This window comes from Nonomuraea terrae, assembly GCF_044465245.1.
GTDB lineage: Bacteria > Actinomycetota > Actinomycetes > Streptosporangiales > Streptosporangiaceae > Nonomuraea > Nonomuraea terrae.
In genome coordinates this window covers 984476-1006204 of record NZ_JBITLL010000006.1, presented here as the reverse complement: position 1 = coordinate 1006204, position 21729 = coordinate 984476, and the positions used below count along the sequence as shown (strand labels likewise).

The following is a 21729-nucleotide window of genomic DNA, read 5'->3' as shown; positions in this document are numbered from 1 at the left end:
CAAGAAACGGACGCGTACTTCCTCACCAGAACCACTTTCGTGATCCCCGCTCGGAGGCGTTCATTTCGTCTTTCGTTGTGGCTTTATTCTTTCAGTCGTTCAAGTTCCTGTCAAATTGACCGGACTTGCTCGATCTGTGGGAATTAAGCCTGCCCCCTTTCGGAGACAACCCCTCTAACTTACCAGCCACTCGACCGTTCTGCGAATCGATCGCGCGACCTGGGGTCAGCGGGATTACCGGCGCAACGAGCACACAACACACCAAAGTCACCGAAGTGAAGGAGGAGGTTGTGCCGCACCGCGTCGGCTCCTCAAGATTAGCAGCGCTCTCCGGCGCCTCAGGCCGGTTCGTCTCGTTCTCCGGCAACAGAACGATCACAACCGAACATAGACTCCCCACGTGAGCAGCAACACGCCGCCAGTGGCGAAGAAGGTCCCGACGAAGCGGACACATCACGGCGACACCGTCATCGACGAGTACGCCTGGCTGACCGACAAGGAAGATCCCGACACCACCGCCTATCTGGAGGCGGAGAACGCGTTCCTCAAACAGCAGACCGCTCACCTGGCGGACCTCCAGGAGCAGGTGTTCCAGGAGATCAAGGGCCGCACCCAGGAGACCGACCTGTCGGTGGCCAGCCGCAAGGGCGCGTGGTGGTACTTCACCCGTACGGAGGAGGGCAAGCAGTACGCGGTGTCCTGCCGGATGCCGGCCGACGGTGACGCGCCCCCGGAGATCATCCCCGGAGTCCGCCTCGCCGACGAGCAGGTGATCCTCGACGGCAACGAGCTGGCCGGCGACAACGCGTTCTTCTCGATGGGCACGAGCGCGGTCTCCCCCGACGGCACCATGCTCGCCTACTCCACCGACTACAAGGGCGACGAGCGGTTCACGCTGAGGTTCAAGAACCTCGAGACGGGCGAGCTGCTCCCCGACGAGATCACCGACATCTTCTACGGCGGCGCCTGGTCGGCCGACGGCTCGACCTTCTTCTACACGCGCGTGGACGACGCCTGGCGGCCGTACCAGGTCTACCGGCACGCCCTGGGCTCCCAGGAGGACGCGCTCGTCTACGAGGAGAGCGACGAGAAGTACTGGGTCGGCATCGGCCTGACGCGCAGCGAGCGCTACCTGGTGCTGGGCGCCGGCAGCAAGATCACCAGCGAGGTGCGGATCCTCGACGCGACCGACCCCACGGGTGAGTTCCGCGTCGTTCGCCCCCGCACGACCGGCGTCGAGTACGGCGTCGAGCACGCGGGCGACTTCTTCTACGTCCTGCACAACGAGAACGCCGAGAACTTCGAGCTGGCCACCGCGCCCCTCGACGACCCCGGCACGTGGACCCCGCTCATCGCCCACCGCGACGACACCCGGCTGCTGGAGATCGACGCGTTCTCCGACCACGCGGTCGTGCACTTCCGCCGCGACGGGCTGACCGGGCTGCGGGTGCTCCCGTACAGCGCCGACGGGCGGTCGTGGCGCGAGCGGGTCGAGGCGTCGGAGCGGAACGCGTACGAGATCGACTTCCCCGAGCCGCTCTACGACGTCAACCCGGCAGGCAACCCCGAGTTCACGACCAGGCGGCTGCGGCTGGCGTACACGAGCATGGTGACCCCGCCCAGCGTGTACGACTACGAGCTCGACACGCACGAGCTGATCCTGCTCAAGCAGCGACCTGTGCTCGGCGGCTACGACCCGGGCGACTACGAGCAGTTCCGCGAGTGGGCCACGGCCGAGGACGGCACGAGGGTCCCCGTGTCCATCGTGAAGCGCAAGGACGCGGCCAAGCCCGCCCCGACCCTGCTGTACGGCTACGGCAGCTACGAGACCTCCATCGACCCCGGCTTCTCCGTCCCGCGGCTGTCGCTGCTCGACCGGGGGTTCGTCTTCGCGGTCGCCCACGTGCGGGGCGGCGGCGAGATGGGCCGGCGCTGGTACGAGGACGGCAAGCTGACCAGGAAGCGCAACACGTTCACCGACTTCGTGGCCGTGGCCAGGCACATGAAGGCGACCGGCTGGAGCGAGCGGGTCATCGCCAGGGGCGGCTCGGCGGGCGGGCTGCTCATGGGCGCGGTGACGAACCTGGCGCCCGAGGAGTTCGCGGGCGTCGTGGCCGAGGTGCCCTTCGTGGACGCGCTCAACACCATCCTGGATCCGTCGCTTCCGCTGACTGTGATCGAATGGGACGAGTGGGGCGATCCGCTACACAACCCCGACGTCTATGCCTACATGAAGAGCTACTCGCCGTACGAGAACGTGGACGGCAGGCCGTACCCGCCGATCCTGGCGATCACCAGCCTGAACGACACGCGCGTGCTCTACCACGAGCCGGCGAAGTGGATCGCGAGGCTGCGGGCGACCGCCTCCGGCGGACCGTTCCTGCTGAAGACGGAGATGGGCGCGGGGCACGGTGGGCGGAGCGGGCGTTACGACGCCTGGCGGGAGGAGGCCTTCGCCCTCGCGTGGATCATCGAGAGGGGCACGGCATGACCTATCAGGCCGACGAACGGCGTTACGAGCGCCAGCCGTACAACAGGAGCGGACGCAGCGGGCTCAAGCTGCCCGTGGTCTCCCTGGGCCTGTGGCACAACTTCGGCGACAACCGGCCGATCGAGAACTCCAGGGCGATCCTGCGCCGGGCGTTCGACCTCGGGGTGACGCACTTCGACCTGGCCAACAACTACGGCGTGCCGTACGGGTCGGCGGAGCGGAACTTCGGGCGCATCTTCCGCGAGGACTTCGCGCCGTACCGGGACGAGCTGATCATCTCCACCAAGGCGGGGTACGACATGTGGCCCGGCCCCTACGGCGAGTGGGGGTCGCGGAAGTACGTGCTGGCCAGCCTCGACCAGTCGCTGCAGCGCATGGGGCTCGACTACGTGGACGTCTTCTACAGCCACCGCCCCGACCCGGAGACGCCGCTGGAGGAGACCATGGGCGCGCTCGACCGGGCGGTGCGCTCGGGCAAGGCGCTGTACGCGGGCATCTCCAACTATTCAGCCGAGCAGACCGCCCAGGCCGCGCGCATCATGCGCGAGCTGGGCACTCCGCTGCTCATCCACCAGCCCTCGTACTCGATGATCAACCGGTGGATCGAGGGCGGGCTGCTCGACGTGCTGGAGGAGGCGGGGATGGGCTGCATCGTGTTCTCGCCGCTGGCCCAGGGGCTGCTGACCGACCGCTACCTCGACGGGGTGCCGGCCGACTCGCGGGCGGCGACCAGCCGGTTCCTGAGCGAGGACAAGATCGACCGCGAGCTGGCGCGCGGCCTCAACGAGATCGCCGGCGGGCGGGGGCAGACGCTCGCGCAGATGGCGCTGTCGTGGACGCTCAGGGACCCGCGGGTGACGAGTGTGCTGATCGGCGCCAGCAGCGTGCGGCAGCTGGAGGACAACGTGGCCTGCGTCGACGGGCCCGCGTTCACCGAGGACGAGCTGAAGGCGATCGACGAGGTGACGTCCGGCCGCTGACCGTCAGAGGGCATCGTTGCGCTGGAGGTAGGTGAAGGACGCCCAGCCCGGCAGCACCGGCAGCCAGAACGTGAGCAGCCGGTGCAGCAGCACGGCGGAGGTGGCCAGCTCGCGCGGCACGCCCGCCACCGTCAGGCCCGCCGCGAGCGCGAGCTCGACCGCGCCCAGACCGCCCGGTGTGGGCGCGGCCGAGCCGATCGCGTTGGCCGTGAGGTAGACGACGGCGACGGCGGTGAAGCTGATGTCGCCGCCGAACGCGCACACGCAGGCGTACAGGCAGACCACGAACGCGATGGTGATCATGAGGGTGCCGACGCACGCCTCGACCATCTTGCGCGGCGACTGCAGCACGTCGAGCAGCCTCGGCAGCACGTTCGAGAACAGCTTGTGCATCCGCGCGGTCACCAGCCTGCGCAGCGGCGGCACGCCCAGCACCACCACGACCAGCAGCGCCAGCGCGAGCAGCGCGAGGACGAGCCCGCGCGAGGGTGTGAAGGACGTCGCGGTGCTGGAGCCGGTGATGTAGGCGAACAGCAGCAGCAGCGCGATGTGGAAGACCAGCATGATGAGCTGCGAGGCGCCCACGCTGGCCACCGCGCTCGCCGGCCGGATGCCGCGCTTCTGCAGGTAGCGGGTGTTGATCGCGACCCCGCCGACGGCGGCGGGCGCGACCAGCTTGACGAACGACGACGCGAACTGCACGAGCACCGTGCGCCAGAGCGGCAGGTGCTCGGGCACGAAGCCGCGCAGCATGAGCGCGGCGGCCACGAAGCTGACGAACGACGCGACGAGCGCGACCCCCGACCAGGCCCAGTTGGCCGTGGTCACCACCCGGTAGAGGTCGACCTGGCTGAGCTGGGACAGCACGATGTACGCGGCGACCGCGCCGGCGATGATCGTGATCAGCGTGCGGGGGCGGAAACGTTCGAGGCGAACCTCCTCGACCCTGTTCTGCGGCCGCAGCGCGACGATCTGCTCGCGGATCTCGGGCAGCACGTGCTTGGCCTTGGCCAGCGCCGAGCGCGTCTCCCTGGTCAGGGCGATGCGCTGGAGCAGCGGTATCGCCGCGGCCAGCGCGTCGGGGCCCATCACGGCCGCCGCAGCGCGCACCGAGCGCTCGGGGCCGACGCGCAGCGCCAGGTAGGTGAGCAGCTGGGCGACGTCGAGGCGGAGCAGCAGGTCGCCGGCGGCGATCTCGCCGCTGCGCGGGTCGGTCAGCACGATCCGGCCGGCCTTGTCGAGATGGATGCCGTCGCCGGTGAGGCGGCGGTGGGCCAGGCGCTGGATCTGGAGCAGCCCGACCTGCTCCCAGATCTGGGCCAGCAGGTCGTCGTCGATCTCCTCGTCGGGCACCTCGTCGAGCGGGCGGGTGTCGAGGTGCTCGTAGGCGAGCAGGGCGGCCTCGGTGCCGATCTCGCTGGTGCCGAGCAGGCGGGGCGTGCTGGCGCCGGCCGCCTGGGCGGCGTACGCCATGAGGGCCTCGCGTTCGAGCTCGGCGCGCAACGAACGGATCGCGCGGCGCCTGGTCTCGGAGTTGAGCCTGATGCGCCGCCACAGCCGGTACGGCAGCCCGGCCACCTGGCGGTCGCGGTCGAGCACGGTCACGTCGAGGCTGGTGCCGTCTTCGAGGCCGATGGCGTAGCGGCGGCTGCCCTGGTGGTCGTCCTCGATGCGGCGGGCGGAGACCGGGGAGAACGACAGCTTGCGCAGGGCGGCGACCACGGCGCTGCCGGGCGGGCGGGTGTTGGGGCTGCCGACGCCGTACAGGGTGGCGTAGCCGATGGCCATGCCGACCAGGACCGTGACGATGGCGCTGGGGATGGTGATCTGGCGGCCGGAGAAGAACGCCAGGATGTAGAGGGCGATCGTGGTCCACATCAGCATCCGCCAGGTGGGGCGGCGGGAGATGCGGACCGCGGTGGCGTACGCGACGACCGAGGTGAGCAGGGTGTTGAGCGGCTCGATGGTGCGGTCGCCGGTGAGCAGCACGCGCAGGTCGTCGAGGGTGCCGGAGATGAGCCACTGCCCGAGCAGGAACGACCCGGCCATGCCGATGATGGCGGCGATCAGACCTTCGGCGACCCGCAGGCCGTCGCGGTGGAAGACGCGCTCGACGGCGAAGGCGGCGGGCACGATGAGCACAGCCGCGCCGCCGAGGAAGGCGGCGATCCGGCCGAGCGGCGGTACGAGCTCGGCGCCCTCCTTGACGTCGGCCTCCAGGCCGATCAGCGTCTGCTTGGCGACCAGGGCGAGCAGGACGACCGCGGCCAGCACGATGAGCGTGGCGAAGAAGCGCAGCAGATCGGACGGCCGCCGCAGGCGCTGGGGCAGCAGCGGCTCGACGACGTAGACGTCGGTGTCGGAGCGTGACTGGGCCACGGCGGGATCCCCTTTCGCGAGGTCCTCCGTGTCATCTCGTGCGCTGATATCGGCCACCGACAGTGATTCTGCACCTTCCCGGCCGGACCTGTACGTCGTCTAGCTTGCAGTGTCCTGAGTCGTCCCCGTCGCAGGTGGCAGGCTACACGGTCGCCTTCCCCCGTTCACCTCCGTATTTCCCCGGCATACGCTGTAACGCATGTCGGGTGAACTGAGGGTTTTGGGGGCTTGTCCGCTGGACTGCCCGGATACCTGTTCGTGGGTGGTCACCGTCGAGAACGGCAAGGCCGTCAAGCTCCGGGGCAACCCCGACCAGCCCTACACCAGGGGCGCACTCTGCGTGAAGGTCAACCGGTATCTGGAGCACACGCAGGCTGATGACCGCATCCTGTACCCGATGCGGCGTACCGGGCCGAAGGGGTCCGGGCAGTTCGAGCGGATCACGTGGGACGAGGCGCTCGACGAGATCTCCGTACGGCTGCGCGGCATCGTCGAGGAGCACGGCGGCGAGGCCGTCTGGCCCTACCTCGGCACCGGCACGCTCGGCTACCTGCAGGGCTGTGAGGGCGTGGCCGGGCGGCGGTTCTGGAACATGCTGGGCGCCTCCAAACACTGGCTGAACATCTGCTCGGCGGCCGGCAGCACCGGCCTGCGGCGGACGAACGGCACCGCGGCCGGCATGGACCCGGAGAACTTCGCGCTGTCCAAGCTGATCCTGCTGTGGGGCACGAACACGCTGACCAGCGGCCACCATCTGTGGAAGTTCATCCAGGACGCCCGCGCGGACGGCGCCCATGTCGTCGCCATCGACCCGATCCGCACCAGGACGGCCGACCAGGCCGACGAGCACCTGGCGATCAGGCCGGGCACCGACGCGGCGCTCGCGCTCGGCCTGCTCAACGTGGTGCTGGCGGAGAACGCGCAGGACGAGGAGTTCCTGGCCGAGCACACCGAGGGCTGGGAGGACTTCCGGCAGGAGATCCTGAGCCACCCCGTCGAGCGGGTGGCGGAGATCACCGGCATCCCGGCCGAGGCCGTCCACAGGCTGGGGATGAGGCTGGCGCACACCCGGCCGACCGCGATCCGGGCCACGCAGGGCCTGCAGCGGCACAAGGGCGGCGGCACCGCGCTGCGCACGATCGCCGCGATCCCCGGCGTGACCGGCGACTGGCGGCACCCGGGCGGCGGGGTGGCGTACTCGACCAGCGACCACGTGCGTTTCACCATCGACACCCGCGACGACCTGCTGGCCAAGCCGGTGCGCACCCGGGTGATGAGCAAGCTGGCCTCGCAGCTCGACGACGTCAGGTGCCTGTGGGTGTACGCCGCCAACCCGGTCGGCTCCACGCCCGACGCGAACGCGATCCGGCGGCAGCTCGAACGCGAGGACCTGTTCACGGTGGTCATGGAGCAGTTCCCGACCGACACCGTCGACTACGCCGACATCGTGCTGCCGGCCACCATGCAGACCGAGCACCACGACCTGCACGCCGGTTACGGCCACCTGTACCTGCTGTGGAACGAGCCGGCCGTGGAGCCGCCGGGCGAGTGCCTGTCGACGACGGAGACGTTCCGCAGGCTGGCGGCGCACATGGGGATGACCGAGCCGTCGTTGTTCGACTCGGACCTGGAGCTGGCCGAGCAGCTGCTGTCGAGCGGGCACCCGTCGCTGGAGGGCATCACGCTCGACCGGCTGCGCAAGGAGGGCTGGGTGCGGATGAACTACCCCCAGCCGTTCGCGCCGTTCGCCGAGGGCTTCCCGACGCCGTCGGGGCGGCTGCGCTTCCCGCCGGCCGGGCAGGCGTACGTGCCGTCGCACACGGCCTCGGCGGGGCGCTCGGCGTACCCGTTGACGCTGGTGACGCCGGCGCCGCACACGTTCCTCAACACGACCTTCGGCAACAACCCCGAGCTGCGGCGGCGGGCCAAGGACCCGGTGGTGCTGGTCAACCCGGCCGACGCGGCGGCCCGCGGGCTGAGCGCCGGGCAGCGGGTGCGCGTGCACAACGACGGCGGCGGGTTCCTGGCCGACGTGGAGATCAGCGACCGGGTGGCCGCCGGGGTGGTGGCCTCGCCGAAGGGCCGCTGGCCCAAGCTCAGCCCCGGCGGCGCCAACCCCAACGCCGTCGTGGCCGAGCGGGACGGTGACATGGGCCGGGGGCCCGGCTTCCACGACAACCTGGTGGAGCTCAGCCCCGTCTCATAGGGCGAGCTTGTAACCCACATGGGACTGGACGAACCCGAGCCGGTCGTAGAAGCGGTGGGCCTCGGCGCGGGACTTGTCGGAGGTCAGCTGCACCATCGCGCACCCGCGGGCGCGCGCCCGGTCGATCGCCCACCGGATCATCTTGCCGCCGAGGCCCTGGCTCCGGGCGGAGGCGGCGACGCGTACGGCCTCGATCTGGCAGCGCTCGGCGCCCAGCCGTGACAGCCCGGCCAGGTACGTCAGCTGCATCGTGCCCACCACCTTGCCGTCGATCTCGGCCACGATCAGCTCGTCGTACGGGTCGGCGTCGATCCGGTCGAAGGCGGCCAGGTAGCGCTCGTCGGCGGGGTCGCCCTCGCGCCGGGCCCCGAGCGGGTCGTCGGCCAGCATGGCGACGATCGCGGGCACGTCGTCCCTGCGGGCCTGGCGGAAGATCAGCGACATCACGTACTCGGTCTCAGGGGAGTCGGGGCCGGACTCGCGGGTCAGCACGCCGGTCCGGCCGCTCGGCGTGAACCCCTTGCGGAGGTAGAACGCGCGGCCGCCCTCGTTGGCGTCCACGACCCACAGTCGCACCCGTTCGGCGCCGGCGTCGCGGGTCCAGGCGACGGCCGCGTCCACCAGCCGGGAGCCGACGCCCGACCCCCTGGCCCCCGGCGCGACCCACATGGACAGCAGGTGTCCCCCGGTCTCCTCCATGCGCAGGCACACCAGGCCCACGTCCGTGCCGTCGCCGACGCGGGCCACCCACCAGCGCGACTCCGGGTTCGTCAGGCGTTCGGCCCAGGTCTCGGCCGGGAAGGCGCTCTCGCTCTCGTAGGTGGAGGCGAAGGCGTCCGGCGTGTCGCGCAGCGCGCGGAGCCGTACCTGCTTCAGCCGCTCCCCCTCGTCCGGGCCAAGCCGCACAATCTCGATGTCCCTCATGTCCCGCATCATGTCAGGGACGGTTCAGGGTCCGTCCCCGATGCCCCCAGGGTGGGTCAAAAGACAGCATGAGGACATGAACGAAATCAGTCGACGCGATGAGGTCTCGCTGTCGGGCGCCGCGCTGCGCGGCGCTCCTTGGAAGGCCGCCGCCATCGGCGGCGGCGTCGTCTCCGCGACCAGCCTCGGCCTCGGCCTGGTGACGGGCGGCGGCGACCTGTCCTGGGCGCTGGGGCTGGGCATCAGCCTGTTCGCCCTGATCGCCGCGATCGGGTCGGTCGCGCGGCCGAACGAGGGCGACCGGGTGACCCGCCAGGCCCGCCTGTGGTCGTTGCAGCACCCGTGGAAGTTCTCGCTCCTGCCGGCCGGCATCACGGCTGTGCTGGACTACCCCGTGCAGCTCGTGCTCGACGGCGAGGGCGTCTTCGGCGCGGCCGTGGACTCCCTGTGGCACGGCGCGCTCGTCTATCTGATCGCCGGCATCCTGACCGTCACGATGAAGGGACGAGCGCAGTCGGCCCGATGACCTCAGACCTGCGACTCCCGCTCCGCCTGGCTGCGGCAGACGCAGAACTCGTTGCCCTCGGGGTCGAGCATGGTCACCCAGCCGCTGCCGTCGGGGTTGCGGTGGTCCTCGAAGACCGTCGCGCCCTGGCCCAGCAGCCACTCGACCTCCTGGTCGCGGGTCCTGCCCTCGGTGCCGTTGACGTCGAGGTGCAGCCGGTTCTTGACCGTCCTGCCCTCGGGCACGCGCTGGAACAGCAGGAACGGGTCCTGCCTGGTGCGCAGCACGACGTCGTCGTCGCCGGGCTTGTCTCCCTCCCCCAGAGGCAGCCCGGTGACCTTGCTCCACCAGGAGGCGATCGCGTACGGGTCGGCGGCGTCGATGGTGACGGCATGAATCTCGATCATGCCCTCACCCAATCGCGACACCACCTAAGCCGTCAAGCGAGTGTTCGCAACCCGATCACCCCGGCCAGGATCAGGCCGATGAAGAGCAGCCGCCCCGCCGAGACCTGATCGCCCAGCAGGAGCATGCCGAGCACCGCCGTGCCCGCCGCCCCGATGCCGGTCCAGACGGCGTACGCGGTGCCCACTTCAAGCGTTTTGATGGCGTACGAGAGCAGGCCGAAGCTGAGCACGGCCGTGGTGAGGAACGACAGGCTCCACCACAGATGGGTGAAACCGTTGCTGAGTTTGAGCGACAGCGCCATGGCGACCTCGAAGAGACCGGCCAGCACGAGAACGATCCATGCCATTGAGATGACTCCCCTGGACCTGAGACCTACACGGATGCGTCGTCTTGGCGTGTCCGGGTACGGCGCGTCTCGTCCGGGAGCCCTGAGGCTCACAGGGTGAACAGGGCCGATGTAAGGATCATTCCCACCAGATGGTGACCCACCGGTCACGGGGCAGGGGCCACATGCCGAGCTCCAGCGCGGTCGCGGCCACCTCGTCGGCCCGCGCGGGGTCGAGGCAGGCCCGCCGGCACGCGCTGGCGGCCAGCTCCTCCAGCGAGGAGAACCGTTCGAGCGGCGCCTCCCGCTCCTCCACCCGCACGGCGAAGCCGAGCGCCGCCGCCAGCGCCACGCAGTCTTCCGCGACCGGCCGCACCGGCCGGTCGATGCCGTGGAAGTGCTGCCACAGCGGCGTCAGCCAGCTCATGGGGTGGCGGTGGGTCAGCTCCAGCACGACCCTGCCCTTCGTCCTGGAGTCGAGCGCGCGCAGGAACGGGGCCAGATCGGGCACGTTGTAGACGACGTGCGCGGCCACGCTCACGTCGGCCACCGGCACCCGGTCGGCCACGTCGGGCCAGCGGCCTTCGACCGCGGTGACGGGGACGCCCAGCTTCTCGGCCCGCGAGGTCAGCCCGTCGAGCATGGCCCGCGAGGTGTCCACCGCGTACAGATGGCCGATCCGGCCGCTGAGCGGCAGGGAGGAGGCTCCCGCCCCGGCGCCCACGTCGAGCAGCGTGCCCTCCTCGGGGAGGGCCTCCGCCAGGCGTTGCATGGTGGGGCCGTCGTCGGGCTCGGCCAGCGCACGGTCGGTACGGGTGCCGAACCTCTGCGGCGAGTGACTCCACGGATCGACGGGAGCCTTGGCCAGGATCTCGTCGGGGATCGCCCACGATTCCAGTCGCTCACGCCACCGGGCGGCGAGTTCTTCGGCGTCCATGACGACGAGCATGCCATGCATGCCCCTGGTTACCCGCGGGTAGCATTCGGGAGTAAGGTTACTCGCCGGTACAACCCCTCGGTTCAAGGAGATCGACGCCCATGGGCCACTACAAGAGCAACCTGCGCGACCTGGAGTTCAACCTCTTCGAGGTGTTCGGCAGACGCGAGATCCTCGGCACCGGGCCCTTCGCGGACATGGACGAGGACGTCGCCCGCAGCATCCTCGACGAAGTCAACCGCCTCGCGACCGGCGTACTGGCCGACTCCTTCGAAGAGGGCGACAGGAACCCGCCCGTGTTCGACGCGGCCACCGCCACCGTCAAGGTGCCGGAGGGCTTCAAGAAGTCCTACAAGGCCCTGGTCGACGGCGGCTGGGCGGCCCTCGACCTGCCCGCCGACCTGGGCGGCCCCGGCATCCCGCGCAGCCTCGCCTGGGCCACCGCCGAGATGGTGCTGGGCGCGAACCCGGCCCTCTACATGTACGCGGCCGGCCCCAACTTCGCCTACACGCTGTGGAAGCTCGGCACGCAGGAGCAGAAGCGCTTCGCCGAGCTGGCCATCGAGCGCAACTGGGGCGCCACGATGGTCCTCACCGAGCCGGACGCCGGCTCCGACGTCGGCGCCGGCCGGGCCAGAGCGGTGCGGCAGCCCGACGGCACCTGGCACGTCGAGGGCGTCAAGCGCTTCATCACCAGCGCCGAGCACGACCTGTCGGAGAACATCTTCCACCTCGTGCTGGCCCGCCCCGAGGGCCACGGCCCCGGCACCAAGGGCCTGTCGATGTTCCTGGTGCCGAAGTACCACGTGGACCTGGAGACCGGCGAGCTGGGCGAGCGCAACGGCGTCTACGTCACCAACGTCGAGAAGAAGATGGGCCTGAAGGTCTCCACGACCTGCGAGCTCACCTTCGGTGACAAGCACCCCGCCGTCGGCTGGCTGGTCGGCGACGCGCACGAGGGCATCAAGCAGATGTTCATGGTCATCGAGCACGCCCGCATGATGGTCGGCACCAAGGCCATCGCCACGCTCTCCACCGGCTACCTCAACGCCCTGGAGTACGCCAAGGCCCGCCTGCAGGGCGCCGACCTGACGCGGCAGAGCGACAAGACCGCCCCCCGGGTGCCCATCACCCACCACCCGGACGTCCGGCGCGAGCTCATGCTGCAGAAGGCGTACACCGAGGGCATGCGCGCCCTGGTGCTCTACACCGCCACGTTCCAGGACACCCTGCTGATCAACCCGGCCGACCGGCAGGCCGAGGAGATGAACGACCTGCTGCTGCCGCTGGTCAAGGGCGTCGGCTCGGAGCGGTCGTACGAGATGCTCTCGCGCTCGCTGCAGACGCTCGGCGGCTCCGGCTACCTGCAGGACTACCCGATCGAGCAGTACATCCGCGACGCCAAGATCGACTCCCTGTACGAGGGCACGACGGCGATCCAGGGCATGGACCTGTTCTTCAGGAAGATCCTGCGCAACCAGGGCGCCGCGGTCGGCAGGCTGCTGGCCGAGATCAACGAGTTCGCCGGCTCCGAGGCGGGCAACGGGCGGCTCAAGGAGGAGCGCAAGCTGCTCGCCGAGGCCGCCGCGGACGTCAAGGTCATGGGCGACACCATGGCGGGCTGGGCGATCAGCTCGATGGAGTCGGCCTCGGAGGTCTACAAGGTCGGCCTGAACACCACCCGGTTCCTGCTCGCGCTGGGCGACCTGGTGATCGGCTGGCTGCTGCTGCGCCAGGCCGAGGTGGCCCTGGCCCGGCTGTCGGAGGCCGAGGACCCGTTCTACCAGGGCAAGGTCGGCGCGGCGTCGTTCTTCGCCAAGACCGTGCTGCCCCGGCTGGCCGCCGAGCGGCGCGTGCTCACCTCCACCGGCCTGGAGCTCATGGAGCTCCCGGAGGAGGCCTTCTAGGCCGCACCAGCCCACCGCACCGCCAGAACGCCCGCGCGAGTATGCGCGGGCGTTCTGCCATGAGAACGGGATGCTCGCCGGATATCGGCGCCGCCTACCTGCAGCCCGACGGCAGCGGGCCGCGATCGCCGGCCGCGAGGGCGTGCGCGAGCAGATCCTCGCCGACGGCGTGCTCGCAACGGCGGCCGCTGTCGTGCCTGGCCTGATTGCGACGGGTGGACCATCTATACCCGGGTATGACCCTGGCTGTACTCGCTCATTGCCTGGAGGTCGCTCATGGGTGTCGGGGTCAGCATCTTCTTCCTCACGCTCGGCGCCATCCTGAGGTTCGCGATCGAGCCTGACGTGTTCGGAGATGCCGTCCACATGGACATCGTGGGCCTCATCTTCATGATCGTCGGTGGCGCGGGCATCGTGCTGAGCGTCGTGCTGGCCCCGAGGCGGGGCCGCACGTCGGACGACCGGCTGATGCACCGCGAGAACCGGCCGCCGGAGATCTAGAGGGATCTAGAGGCTCAGCTGCGCGGCGGCGCGCGAGGCGAGGATCGGCTTGATGCGCTCGGCGATGACCGCCTGGTGCCGCGGGTCGTCGCGGTAGACCAGGAAGTCGTCGGCACTGTCGAAGTCGGCCACCACCGCGAAGTCGTAGTTGCCCTGGTTGATGCCCGCGTCGGGGGCGGCGGCGAAGGAGCGGATCTGCGGGATGAGGCCGGGCAGTTCGTTGAGCGCGGTGGCCACCGCGGCCTTCTGCTCGTCGGTGGCCTCTGCGGTCCAGGTGAACATCGCGATGTGGCGGATCATGCCGGTCACTTTATCGATGTATCTGAGGGCGGGTCGTGTCGCTCTGGCATGAGTGGGTGCGGGTGTCCCGCCACGGCGGCCGCCGGGGGAGGGGTCCTCCCGGCGGCCGCCGGATTCAGCTCCAGGCGAGCATGCGGAGGGGATCCTCCAGCATGGCGCCGACGTCGCGCAGGAACGACGAGCCGAGGTCGCCGTCGACGACCCGGTGGTCGAACGAGAGCGACAGGGTGGCCACCTTGCGCACCGCGAGCTGGCCGTCGACCACCCACGGCATGTCCCTGACCTGCCCGAAGCCGAGGATGGCCGACTCGCCGGGGTTGAGGATCGGGGTGCCGCCGTCGACGCCGAACACGCCGATGTTGGTGATGGTGATCGTGCCGCCGGACATCTCCGCCGGCTGCGTGCGGCCCGCCCTGGCCGTCTCGGTGAGCTCGGCCAGCGCCGCGGCCAGCTCGGGCAGCGCCAGGGTGTGAGCGTTCTTGACGTTCGGCACCACCAGCCCGCGCGGGGTGGCCGCGGCGATGCCGAGATTCACGTAGTGCCTGACCACGATCTCCTGGGCCGCCTCGTCCCACGACGAGTTGATCATCGGGTGGCGGCGTACCGCGGTCAGCATCGCCTTGGCCACCAGCAGCAGCGGCGAGACCTTGACCTCGGCGAAGTCGGGCAGGGCGCGCAGCCGCCGCACCGCCTCCATCGTCCCGGTCATGTCCACCTGCAGCCACGTGCTCACGTGGGGGGCGGTGAACGCGCTGGCCACCATGGCCTGGGCGGTCATCTTGCGCACGCCCTTGACCGGGATGCGCTCCTCCCCCTCCTGCGGCCGCGTGGCGACCGGCTGCGGCGCCGTAGCCGCGGCGTGGACGTCCTCGCGGGTGATCGAGCCCTCGGGGCCCGTGCCCGAGACCTCCGACAGGTCGACGCCGAGGTCCTTGGCCAGCTTGCGCACCGGGGGCTTGGCCAGGACGGCGGGACGCCGCGGCGGCGCGGGAGCGGCGGGCGGCGGGCCCTGCGCTGCCGGGGCCGCGGACGGCGGGCCGTCCACCTCCACCCGGGACGGGTTCGCCACCGGGTTGGCCGGGATGCCGCGCGACGGCGGCTCCTTACGCGGACGGCGCCTGGTGGCCCCGGTCTTGACGCCGTAGCCGACCAGGACCGACTGGCGCTCCTCCTTCGGCGCCGGGCTGCCGTGGGTCCCGGGCTCGACCGCGCCCTCCTCCGGCGGATTGGGCACCACCTTCTCGGCGTCCTCGGCCGACGGGCGCGCGGGCTCACCGCCCGGCTCCGCCGTGTCCACGGCGATGATCGGCATGCCGACCTCGACCGTGCGGCCCTCCTCCGCCAGCAGGGCCCCGACCACGCCGTCCCACGGGATGGGCAGCTCGACGATGGACTTCGCCGTCTCGATCTCCACGACGATCTGGTTGACCTTGACCTCGTCGCCCGCCTTGACGTGCCAGCGGACGATCTCCGCCTCCGTCAGGCCCTCGCCGACGTCGGGGAGCTTGAACTCGCGTCGCATCGCACTCCCCTCAGTAACCGAAGGTCCGGTCGACAGCGTCGAGCACCCGGTCCAGATCGGGCAGGTAGTGCTCCTCCAGCTTCGACGGGGGGTAGGGGGTCGAGAAGCCACCGGCGCGCAGCACCGGCGCCTCCAGGTGGTAGAAGCACCGCTCGGTGATCCTGGCCGCGAGCTCCGCGCCGAAGCCGCTGTTGACCGGCGCCTCGTGCACGATCACGGCCCGCCCGGTCCGGCGTACGGAGTCCATGACCGCGGGCTCGTCCAGCGGGTTGAGCGAGCGCAGGTCGATCACCTCCAGCGAACGCCCGTCCTCCGCGGCCGCCGCGGCCGCCTCCAGGCACGTCTTGACCATCGGCCCGTAGGCCAGCAGCGTGACGTCGGACCCCTGGCGTACGGTCCTGGCCGCGTGCAGCGGTGTCCACCAGTCGGCGGAGGAGGTGTCGACGTCGGCCTTCTCCCAGTAGCGGCGCTTGGGCTCGAAGAAGATCACCGGGTCGTCGCTGCGGATGGCCTGCTGGATCATCGTGTACGCGTCGGCCGGGTTGGAGCACGCCACGACCCGCAGGCCGGCCGTGTGGGTGAAGTACGCCTCAGGCGACTCGCTGTGGTGCTCGACCGCGCCGATGCCGCCACCGCAGGGGATGCGGACGACGACCGGCAGCTTGATCGCGCCGAGCGAGCGCATCGGCATCTTGGCCAGCTGCGTGATGATCTGGTCGGCGGCCGGGAAGACGAAGCCGTCGAACTGGATCTCGCACACCGGGCGGTACCCGCGCAGCGCCAGGCCGATCGCGGTGCCGATGATGCCCGACTCGGCCAGCGGCGTGTCGATGACGCGGTCCTCGCCGAAGTCCTTCTGCAGCCCGTCGGTGACCCGGAAGACGCCGCCCAGCTTGCCGACGTCCTCCCCCATGATGAGGACCTTGGGGTCGTCCTCCATGGCCTTGCGCATGCCCTCGTTGAGCGCCTTGGACAGGCTCATCGTCGTCATGCCTGGAACCCCTCCAAGTACGCGGCGAACTGGGCGCGCTCCTGCTCCATCAGCGCGTGGGGCTCGCTGTAGACGTGGTCGAAGATGGCGAGCGGCCCGGGGTCGGGCAACGCCAGGCAGCGTCGGCGCAGGTCGGCGCCGAGCTGGTCGGCCTCGGCGGCCACGGAGTCGAAGAACTCCTGGTCGGCATGCTCGTTCTTGAACAGGTACGCCTTGACCCGCTCGATCGGGTCCTTGAGCTTCCACGCCTCCAGCTCGCTGGCCACCCGGTAACGGGTCGGGTCGTCGGTGGTGGTGTGGGCCCCCATCCGGTACGTGAACGCCTCGACGAGCGTCGGCCCCTGCCCGGTGCGGGCCGCTTCGAGCGCCTTGCGGGTCACCGCCAGGCAGGCGAACACGTCGTTGCCGTCGACCCGGATGCCGGGGAAGCCGAAGCCGGAGGCGCGGCGGTAGAGGGGGATGCGAGTCTGCTTCTCCAGCGGCTCGGAGATGGCCCACTGGTTGTTCTGGCAGAAGAACACGATGGGCGCGTTGAACACGCTGGCCCAGATGAACGACTCGTTGACGTCGCCCTGCGAGGTCGCGCCGTCGCCGAAGTAGACGATGGTGGCGGCGTTGGCGTCGTCGCGCTGGATACCCATCGCGTAGCCGACCGCGTGCAGCGTCTGGCTGCCGATCACGATCGTGTAGAGGTGGAAGTTGTGCTCCTTCGGGTCCCACCCGCCGTGGTTCACTCCCCTGAACAACCCGAGCAGCTTCACGGGGTCGACGTCGCGGCACCAGGCCACGCCGTGCTCGCGGTAGGTGGGGAAGGCCATGTCGGCGTCGGTCAGCGCGCGGCCGGAACCGATCTGGGCCGCCTCCTGACCCAGCAGCGAGGCCCAGATGCCCAGCTCGCCCTGGCGTTGCAGGGCCACGGCCTCCAGGTCGATGCGCCGGACGAGCACCAGGTCGCGATAGAGCGACCGCACCTCCTCCGGCGTCAGGTCGATGTCGTAGTCGGGATGCTCGACCCGCTCCCCTTCCGGGGTAAGCAGCTGGACGAGATCCGGAGGTGCCTCGGCACCACGAGAGGCGTCGGTTGTCACGTGCCACTCCTGCTGGTCAGGGCCGGTCTCGGTGGGGTTGCCACCTTAGCCAGGCCTCCTCTGCGACGAACCGGGAGGTGTTGATTCGTACGCGTTCGGGGCCATCGTGGCAGACATCACAGCCCGGTGCGCAAGCCCCATGTTCTCCCCGTTCCCGTTGTGTCGTCGGCCACACGCGCCGTCAGGCGGCCGTTGCGCGCCGGTAGGCTGTCCTTCCCATCACCCCGCTCGCTCCCAGGAGGAACGCACGTGGCCCGCGTCATCGTGGACGTCATGCTGAAGCCCGAGATCCTCGACCCTCAGGGCCAGGCCATCGCCAGGGCGCTGCCCCGGCTCGGTTTCTCCGGCGTCTCCTCCGTGCGCCAGGGCAAGCGCTTCGAGATCGAGCTCGAAGGCGCGGCCGACGAGGCGGCTCTCGCCGAGGTACGCAAGATGGCAGAGACGCTCTTGGCCAATACCGTGATTGAGGACTACAGCGTCCGGGTTGAGGGGTAGAAGTCACATTTGGGGCACTGGTTTCCCCCTGGGGGGTTAAAGTGGGGTTCGGACGTGTCACAATCCCACGGGCGTGCCAACACTAAATAACAACAACGTGATTTTGCGGTTAGCCCCAATTTCACAGGGAAACCTACTCCAGGTGACATTCCGGAGCCCGGAGGAGTCCGGTGGATATTGAGTTCTCGTTGGCACTGCCTCGGGATGCGATCGGCATACCGATGGTCAGGCGGGTGCTGGGCGACGCGATGCGTTCACTTCACGTGAGCGAGACCTGCATCGCCGACATGCTGCTCGCCGTTTCCGAGGCTTGCTCCAACGCCGTCCGGCACGGAGGGCCGGCCAACCGCTACGAGGTGACCGCGTCGATCGGCTACGGCCAGTGCGACGTCCGCGTCGCCGACAACGGCGAAGGCGTCCCGACGATGCCCCGCTGTTTCCCGCCTCCCGACACCGAGAACGGCCGCGGCCTGCTGATCATGCGTTCGGTGGTCGACGAGATCTCCTTCGGCGTCACGCCCGGCCGGGGCACCACGGTCCACCTGCGCAAGCTGCTCGCCTGGGACGACGAGGCCGACGCCCGTCCCCGCGAGCTGGCCGCCGTCTGACCTGCCGTCTGACCTGCCGTCTGACCTGCCGCCCGTTCTGACCTGCGCCTCCGTACGGCCTCTGAGCCGATGCGGACCACCTGGCAGCACCCGTTAGGCTGGATTACACCGCCGCTGACCACCGTCCACCCCGAAGTGACGGTGGCGCGTGCGCGCGCATCCTCGGAGGGGACGACTGTCATGAGCGCTGCCCGTGTGGGCGTAGTCACGTTTCCAGGAACTCTCGACGACCAGGACGCCGCCAGAGCCGTTCGCCTGGTGGGCGCGCAGGCGGTTCCGCTGTGGCACGCCGACCGCGACCTGAACGGGGTCGACGCCGTCTTCCTGCCCGGCGGCTTCTCCTACGGCGACTACCTGCGCTGCGGCGCCATCTCCCGGTTCGCGCCGCTCATGGAGGAGATCGTCCCGGCCGCGAAGGCCGGGCTGCCCGTGATCGGCACGTGCAACGGCTTCCAGATCCTGTGCGAGGCGCACCTGCTGCCCGGCGCGCTGACCCGTAACGGCTCGCTCCACTACGTCTGCCGCGACCAGAGGCTGCGCGTCGAGCAGACCGCGACCGCGTGGACCAACGCGTTCGAGGCGGGCCAGGAGATCGTGCTGCCGGTCAAGCACGGCGAGGGCCGCTACGTGGCCGACACCGACACGCTGGCCGCGCTGGAGGCCGGCGGCCACGTCGTCGTGCGCTACCTCGGCGGCAACCCCAACGGCTCGCTCAACGACATCGCCGGCATCCGCAACGAGGCCGGCAACGTCGTCGGCCTCATGCCCCACCCCGAGCACGCGGTGGAAGAGCTGGTCGGCGCCCCGAGCACCGACGGCCTGGGCTTCTTCACGTCCATCCTCAAGAACCTGGTGAACGCATGAGCGAGCGCAGCGAGCGACCCAGCGAACACGGCGACGCTGTCGGTCGTCCGACCGACAGCGTGGTGCGGGCGGCCGCGACGCCCGACGAGCCGATGCCCTTCGCCGAGCTGGGGATGAAGCAGGACGAGTACGACCGGGTCAAAGACATCCTGGGCCGCCGTCCCACCGGTGCCGAGCTGGCCATCTACAGCGTCATGTGGTCCGAGCACTGCTCGTACAAATCGTCCAAGGTGCACCTGAAGCAGTTCGCCACCAAGGCGCCCAAGTCCGAGGCGCTGCTCGTGGGCATGGGCGAGAACGCCGGCGTCGTCGACATCGGCGACGGCTGGGCGGCCACGTTCAAGATCGAGTCGCACAACCACCCGTCCTACGTCGAGCCGCACCAGGGCGCGGCCACCGGCGTCGGCGGGATCGTGCGCGACATCATGTCGATGGGCGCCCGCCCGATCGCCGTGATGGACTCCCTGCGCTTCGGCGCGGCCGACGCGGTCGACACCCGCAGGGTGCTGCCCGGCGTGGTCGAGGGCATCAGCCACTACGGCAACTGCCTGGGCCTGCCCAACATCGGCGGCGAGGTCGTCTTCGACCCCTGCTACATCGGCAACCCGCTGGTCAACGCCCTGTGCGTCGGCCTGCTGCGCAAAGACCAGATCAAGCTCGCCACCGCGCCGGGGCCGGGCAACAAGGTCGTGCTGTTCGGCGCCTCCACCGGCCCCGACGGCATCGGCGGCGCGTCCGTGCTCGCCTCTGCCACGTTCGAGGACGAGTCGCAGGCCAAGCGGCCCGCCGTGCAGGTGGGCGACCCGTTCATGGAGAAGCTGCTCATCGAGTGCTGCCTGGAGCTGTACGCCGCCGACGTCGTCGTCGGCATCCAGGACCTCGGCGCGGCCGGCGTCTCCTGCGCCACCACCGAGCTGGCCGCCAAGGGCACCGGCGGCATGGACGTCGACCTCAACCTCGTCCCGCTCCGTGACCCCTCGCTCAGGCCCGAGGAGATCCTCATGAGCGAGTCCCAGGAGCGGATGATGGCCGTGGTCCGGCCCGACGACATCCCCGCGTTCATGGCGATCTGCGCCAAGTGGGACGTCCCGGCCACCGTCATCGGCGAGGTGACCGACACCGGCCGCCTGGTCATGACGTGGGACGGCGAGGTCATCGTCGACATCCCGCCGGGCACCGCGGCCGACGAGGGCCCCGTCTACGAGCGGCCCTTCCACGAGCCCGCCGGGCAGGCCGCGCTCAACGCCGACGCGCCCGACCGGCTGGAGCGCCCCGCCGACCTGCGGGCGACGCTGCTGAAGCTGCTCGGCTCGCCCAACCTGGCCTCCAAGGAGTGGGTGACCTCCCAGTACGACCGCTACGTCCGCTCCAACACCGTGCTGGCGCAGCCGGCCGACTCGGGCATGCTGCGCATCTCCGAGTCCATCGCCGGGGCGGAGCCGACGACGCGCGGCATCGCGCTGGCCACCGACGGCAACGGCCGTTACGCCAAGCTCGACCCGTACGCGGGGGCGCAGCTGGCGCTGGCGGAGGCGTACCGGAACGTGGCCGTGACCGGGGCCAAGCCGCTGGCCGTCACCAACTGCCTCAACTTCGGCTCGCCCGAGGACCCCGAGGTCATGTGGCAGTTCGCCGAGGCCGTGCGCGGGCTGGCCGACGCCTGCAAGACGCTCGGCGTGCCGGTGACCGGCGGCAACGTCTCCTTCTACAACCAGACCGGCTCGACCGCCATCAACCCGACTCCGGTCGTGGGGGTGCTCGGCGTCATCGACGACGTGGCCAAGCGGGTGCCGACCGGGTTCGTCGCCGAGGGGCTGCGCGTGGTGCTGCTGGGCGACACCCACGAGGAGTTCGGCGGCTCGGAGTGGGCCCACGTCGTCCACCGCCACCTGGGCGGGCTGCCGCCGCAGGCCGCCCTGGAGGCGGAGCAGGCTCTCGCGACCGTGCTCGTCGAGGCGGCGAGCCGCGGCCTGCTGGAGGGCTCCCACGACCTGTCCGACGGCGGCCTGGCCGTCGCGCTCGCGGAGTCCTGCCTGGCGCGAGGCGTCGGGGCCTCGGTGGAGCTGTGCGGTGACGCGTTCACCGAGCTGTTCAGCGAGTCGGCGGCGCGGGCGCTGGTCGCGGTGCGGCCGGAGGCGTACGACGAGTTCGCCTCGCTGTGCGCGCGCCACGAGGTGCCCTGCTACGGGCTCGGCGTCACCGGCGGCACGTCGCTGGACGTCAAGGACGTTTTCGAGGTGCCGGTCGAGGAGCTGCGCGAGACGCACTCGGCGGCGCTGCCGGCGCTGTTCGGCTGAC

19 protein-coding genes and 1 riboswitch are annotated in these 21729 nt (G+C 70.2%); of the genes, 10 read left to right on the top strand and 9 right to left on the bottom strand.

What is annotated here, in order from left to right; translation table 11 throughout:
* Window positions 1-400: 400 nt before the first annotated feature.
* Both ACIBP6_RS34110 and mgrA read left to right on the top strand, forming a co-directional pair.
* On the top strand, window positions 401-2491 hold the full coding sequence (locus ACIBP6_RS34110; RefSeq protein WP_397057930.1) for a S9 family peptidase: 2091 nt from the start codon (window positions 401-403) through the stop codon (window positions 2489-2491).
* Window positions 2488-3471, top strand: coding sequence for an L-glyceraldehyde 3-phosphate reductase (gene mgrA, locus ACIBP6_RS34105; RefSeq protein WP_397057929.1), 984 nt, complete (start codon window positions 2488-2490; stop codon window positions 3469-3471). The genes ACIBP6_RS34110 and mgrA overlap by 4 nt, the downstream gene beginning before the upstream one ends.
* A 3-nt stretch (window positions 3472-3474) precedes the next feature.
* Here the strand turns inward: mgrA and ACIBP6_RS34100 are convergent, their stop codons facing one another.
* Window positions 3475-5850, bottom strand: a complete 2376-nt coding sequence (locus ACIBP6_RS34100; protein WP_397057928.1) for a YbhN family protein — start codon at window positions 5848-5850, stop codon at window positions 3475-3477.
* Between the two features lie 199 nt (window positions 5851-6049).
* On the opposite strand from ACIBP6_RS34100, the gene ACIBP6_RS34095 reads away from it, so the two are divergent.
* Window positions 6050-8056, top strand: coding sequence for a molybdopterin-dependent oxidoreductase (locus tag ACIBP6_RS34095; protein WP_397057927.1), 2007 nt, complete (start codon window positions 6050-6052; stop codon window positions 8054-8056).
* On the opposite strand, the gene ACIBP6_RS34090 is transcribed toward ACIBP6_RS34095, so the two are convergent.
* A complete protein-coding gene (locus ACIBP6_RS34090; RefSeq protein WP_397057926.1) occupies window positions 8051-8980 on the bottom strand; it encodes a GNAT family N-acetyltransferase in 930 nt (309 codons plus the stop codon). The two genes, ACIBP6_RS34095 and ACIBP6_RS34090, sit on opposite strands and share 6 nt — an antisense overlap.
* A gap of 76 nt (window positions 8981-9056) precedes the next feature.
* On the opposite strand from ACIBP6_RS34090, the gene ACIBP6_RS34085 reads away from it, so the two are divergent.
* Complete coding sequence (locus ACIBP6_RS34085) at window positions 9057-9506, top strand: hypothetical protein (protein WP_397057925.1); 450 nt, start codon at window positions 9057-9059, stop codon at window positions 9504-9506.
* A 2-nt stretch (window positions 9507-9508) separates the two neighbouring features.
* Here ACIBP6_RS34085 and ACIBP6_RS34080 read toward each other — a convergent pair whose 3' ends face one another.
* The 3 genes from ACIBP6_RS34080 to ACIBP6_RS34070 form a co-directional block, all read right to left on the bottom strand.
* A complete protein-coding gene (locus ACIBP6_RS34080; protein ID WP_397057924.1) occupies window positions 9509-9892 on the bottom strand; it encodes a VOC family protein in 384 nt (127 codons plus the stop codon).
* Window positions 9893-9924: 32 nt separating this feature from the next.
* Complete coding sequence (locus ACIBP6_RS34075; RefSeq protein ID WP_132608193.1) at window positions 9925-10239, bottom strand: DMT family transporter; 315 nt, start codon at window positions 10237-10239, stop codon at window positions 9925-9927.
* A gap of 33 nt (window positions 10240-10272) precedes the next feature.
* Window positions 10273-10341: riboswitch (guanidine-III (ykkC-III) riboswitch) on the bottom strand.
* 16 nt (window positions 10342-10357) lie between these two features.
* A complete protein-coding gene (locus ACIBP6_RS34070) occupies window positions 10358-11155 on the bottom strand; it encodes a class I SAM-dependent methyltransferase (RefSeq protein WP_397057923.1) in 798 nt (265 codons plus the stop codon).
* A 101-nt stretch (window positions 11156-11256) separates the two neighbouring features.
* Here ACIBP6_RS34070 and ACIBP6_RS34065 point away from each other — a divergent pair, with 101 nt between their 5' ends.
* Together ACIBP6_RS34065 and ACIBP6_RS34060 are read left to right on the top strand one after the other, a co-directional pair.
* On the top strand, window positions 11257-13062 hold the full coding sequence (locus tag ACIBP6_RS34065) for an acyl-CoA dehydrogenase (RefSeq protein ID WP_397057922.1): 1806 nt from the start codon (window positions 11257-11259) through the stop codon (window positions 13060-13062).
* 276 nt (window positions 13063-13338) lie between these two features.
* Window positions 13339-13563 carry a DUF6458 family protein gene (locus ACIBP6_RS34060; RefSeq protein WP_132608201.1) on the top strand — a complete coding sequence of 75 codons (225 nt, stop codon included), beginning with the start codon at window positions 13339-13341 and terminating at the stop codon, window positions 13561-13563.
* Between the two features lie 6 nt (window positions 13564-13569).
* Here ACIBP6_RS34060 and ACIBP6_RS34055 read toward each other — a convergent pair whose 3' ends face one another.
* The 4 genes from ACIBP6_RS34055 to pdhA all read right to left on the bottom strand — a co-directional run bounded on the left by ACIBP6_RS34055 (window position 13570) and on the right by pdhA (window position 17464).
* Entirely contained in the window at window positions 13570-13863 is a 294-nt protein-coding gene (locus ACIBP6_RS34055) for a Dabb family protein (RefSeq protein WP_397057921.1), read from the bottom strand.
* A gap of 115 nt (window positions 13864-13978) precedes the next feature.
* Window positions 13979-15385 carry a dihydrolipoamide acetyltransferase family protein gene (locus tag ACIBP6_RS34050; protein WP_397057920.1) on the bottom strand — a complete coding sequence of 469 codons (1407 nt, stop codon included), beginning with the start codon at window positions 15383-15385 and terminating at the stop codon, window positions 13979-13981.
* Between the two features lie 10 nt (window positions 15386-15395).
* Entirely contained in the window at window positions 15396-16376 is a 981-nt protein-coding gene (locus ACIBP6_RS34045) for an alpha-ketoacid dehydrogenase subunit beta (protein ID WP_132608207.1), read from the bottom strand.
* Window positions 16373-17464 carry a pyruvate dehydrogenase (acetyl-transferring) E1 component subunit alpha gene (gene pdhA / locus ACIBP6_RS34040; RefSeq protein WP_397057919.1) on the bottom strand — a complete coding sequence of 364 codons (1092 nt, stop codon included), beginning with the start codon at window positions 17462-17464 and terminating at the stop codon, window positions 16373-16375. The genes ACIBP6_RS34045 and pdhA overlap by 4 nt, the downstream gene beginning before the upstream one ends.
* Before the next feature lie 249 nt (window positions 17465-17713).
* Here pdhA and purS point away from each other — a divergent pair, with 249 nt between their 5' ends.
* The 4 genes from purS to purL all read left to right on the top strand — a co-directional run bounded on the left by purS (window position 17714) and on the right by purL (window position 21728).
* Window positions 17714-17959, top strand: a complete 246-nt coding sequence (gene purS, locus ACIBP6_RS34035; RefSeq protein WP_111182494.1) for a phosphoribosylformylglycinamidine synthase subunit PurS — start codon at window positions 17714-17716, stop codon at window positions 17957-17959.
* A 221-nt stretch (window positions 17960-18180) separates the two neighbouring features.
* Window positions 18181-18567: an ATP-binding protein gene (locus tag ACIBP6_RS34030; RefSeq protein ID WP_397057950.1), complete on the top strand. Its 387-nt coding sequence runs from the start codon at window positions 18181-18183 to the stop codon at window positions 18565-18567.
* Between the two features lie 180 nt (window positions 18568-18747).
* A complete protein-coding gene (gene purQ, locus ACIBP6_RS34025; RefSeq protein ID WP_397057918.1) occupies window positions 18748-19431 on the top strand; it encodes a phosphoribosylformylglycinamidine synthase subunit PurQ in 684 nt (227 codons plus the stop codon).
* Window positions 19428-21728: a phosphoribosylformylglycinamidine synthase subunit PurL gene (purL, locus tag ACIBP6_RS34020; protein ID WP_397057917.1), complete on the top strand. Its 2301-nt coding sequence runs from the start codon at window positions 19428-19430 to the stop codon at window positions 21726-21728. Before purQ ends, purL begins: the two co-directional genes overlap by 4 nt.
* The last annotated feature ends 1 nt before the right edge of the window (window position 21729 follow it).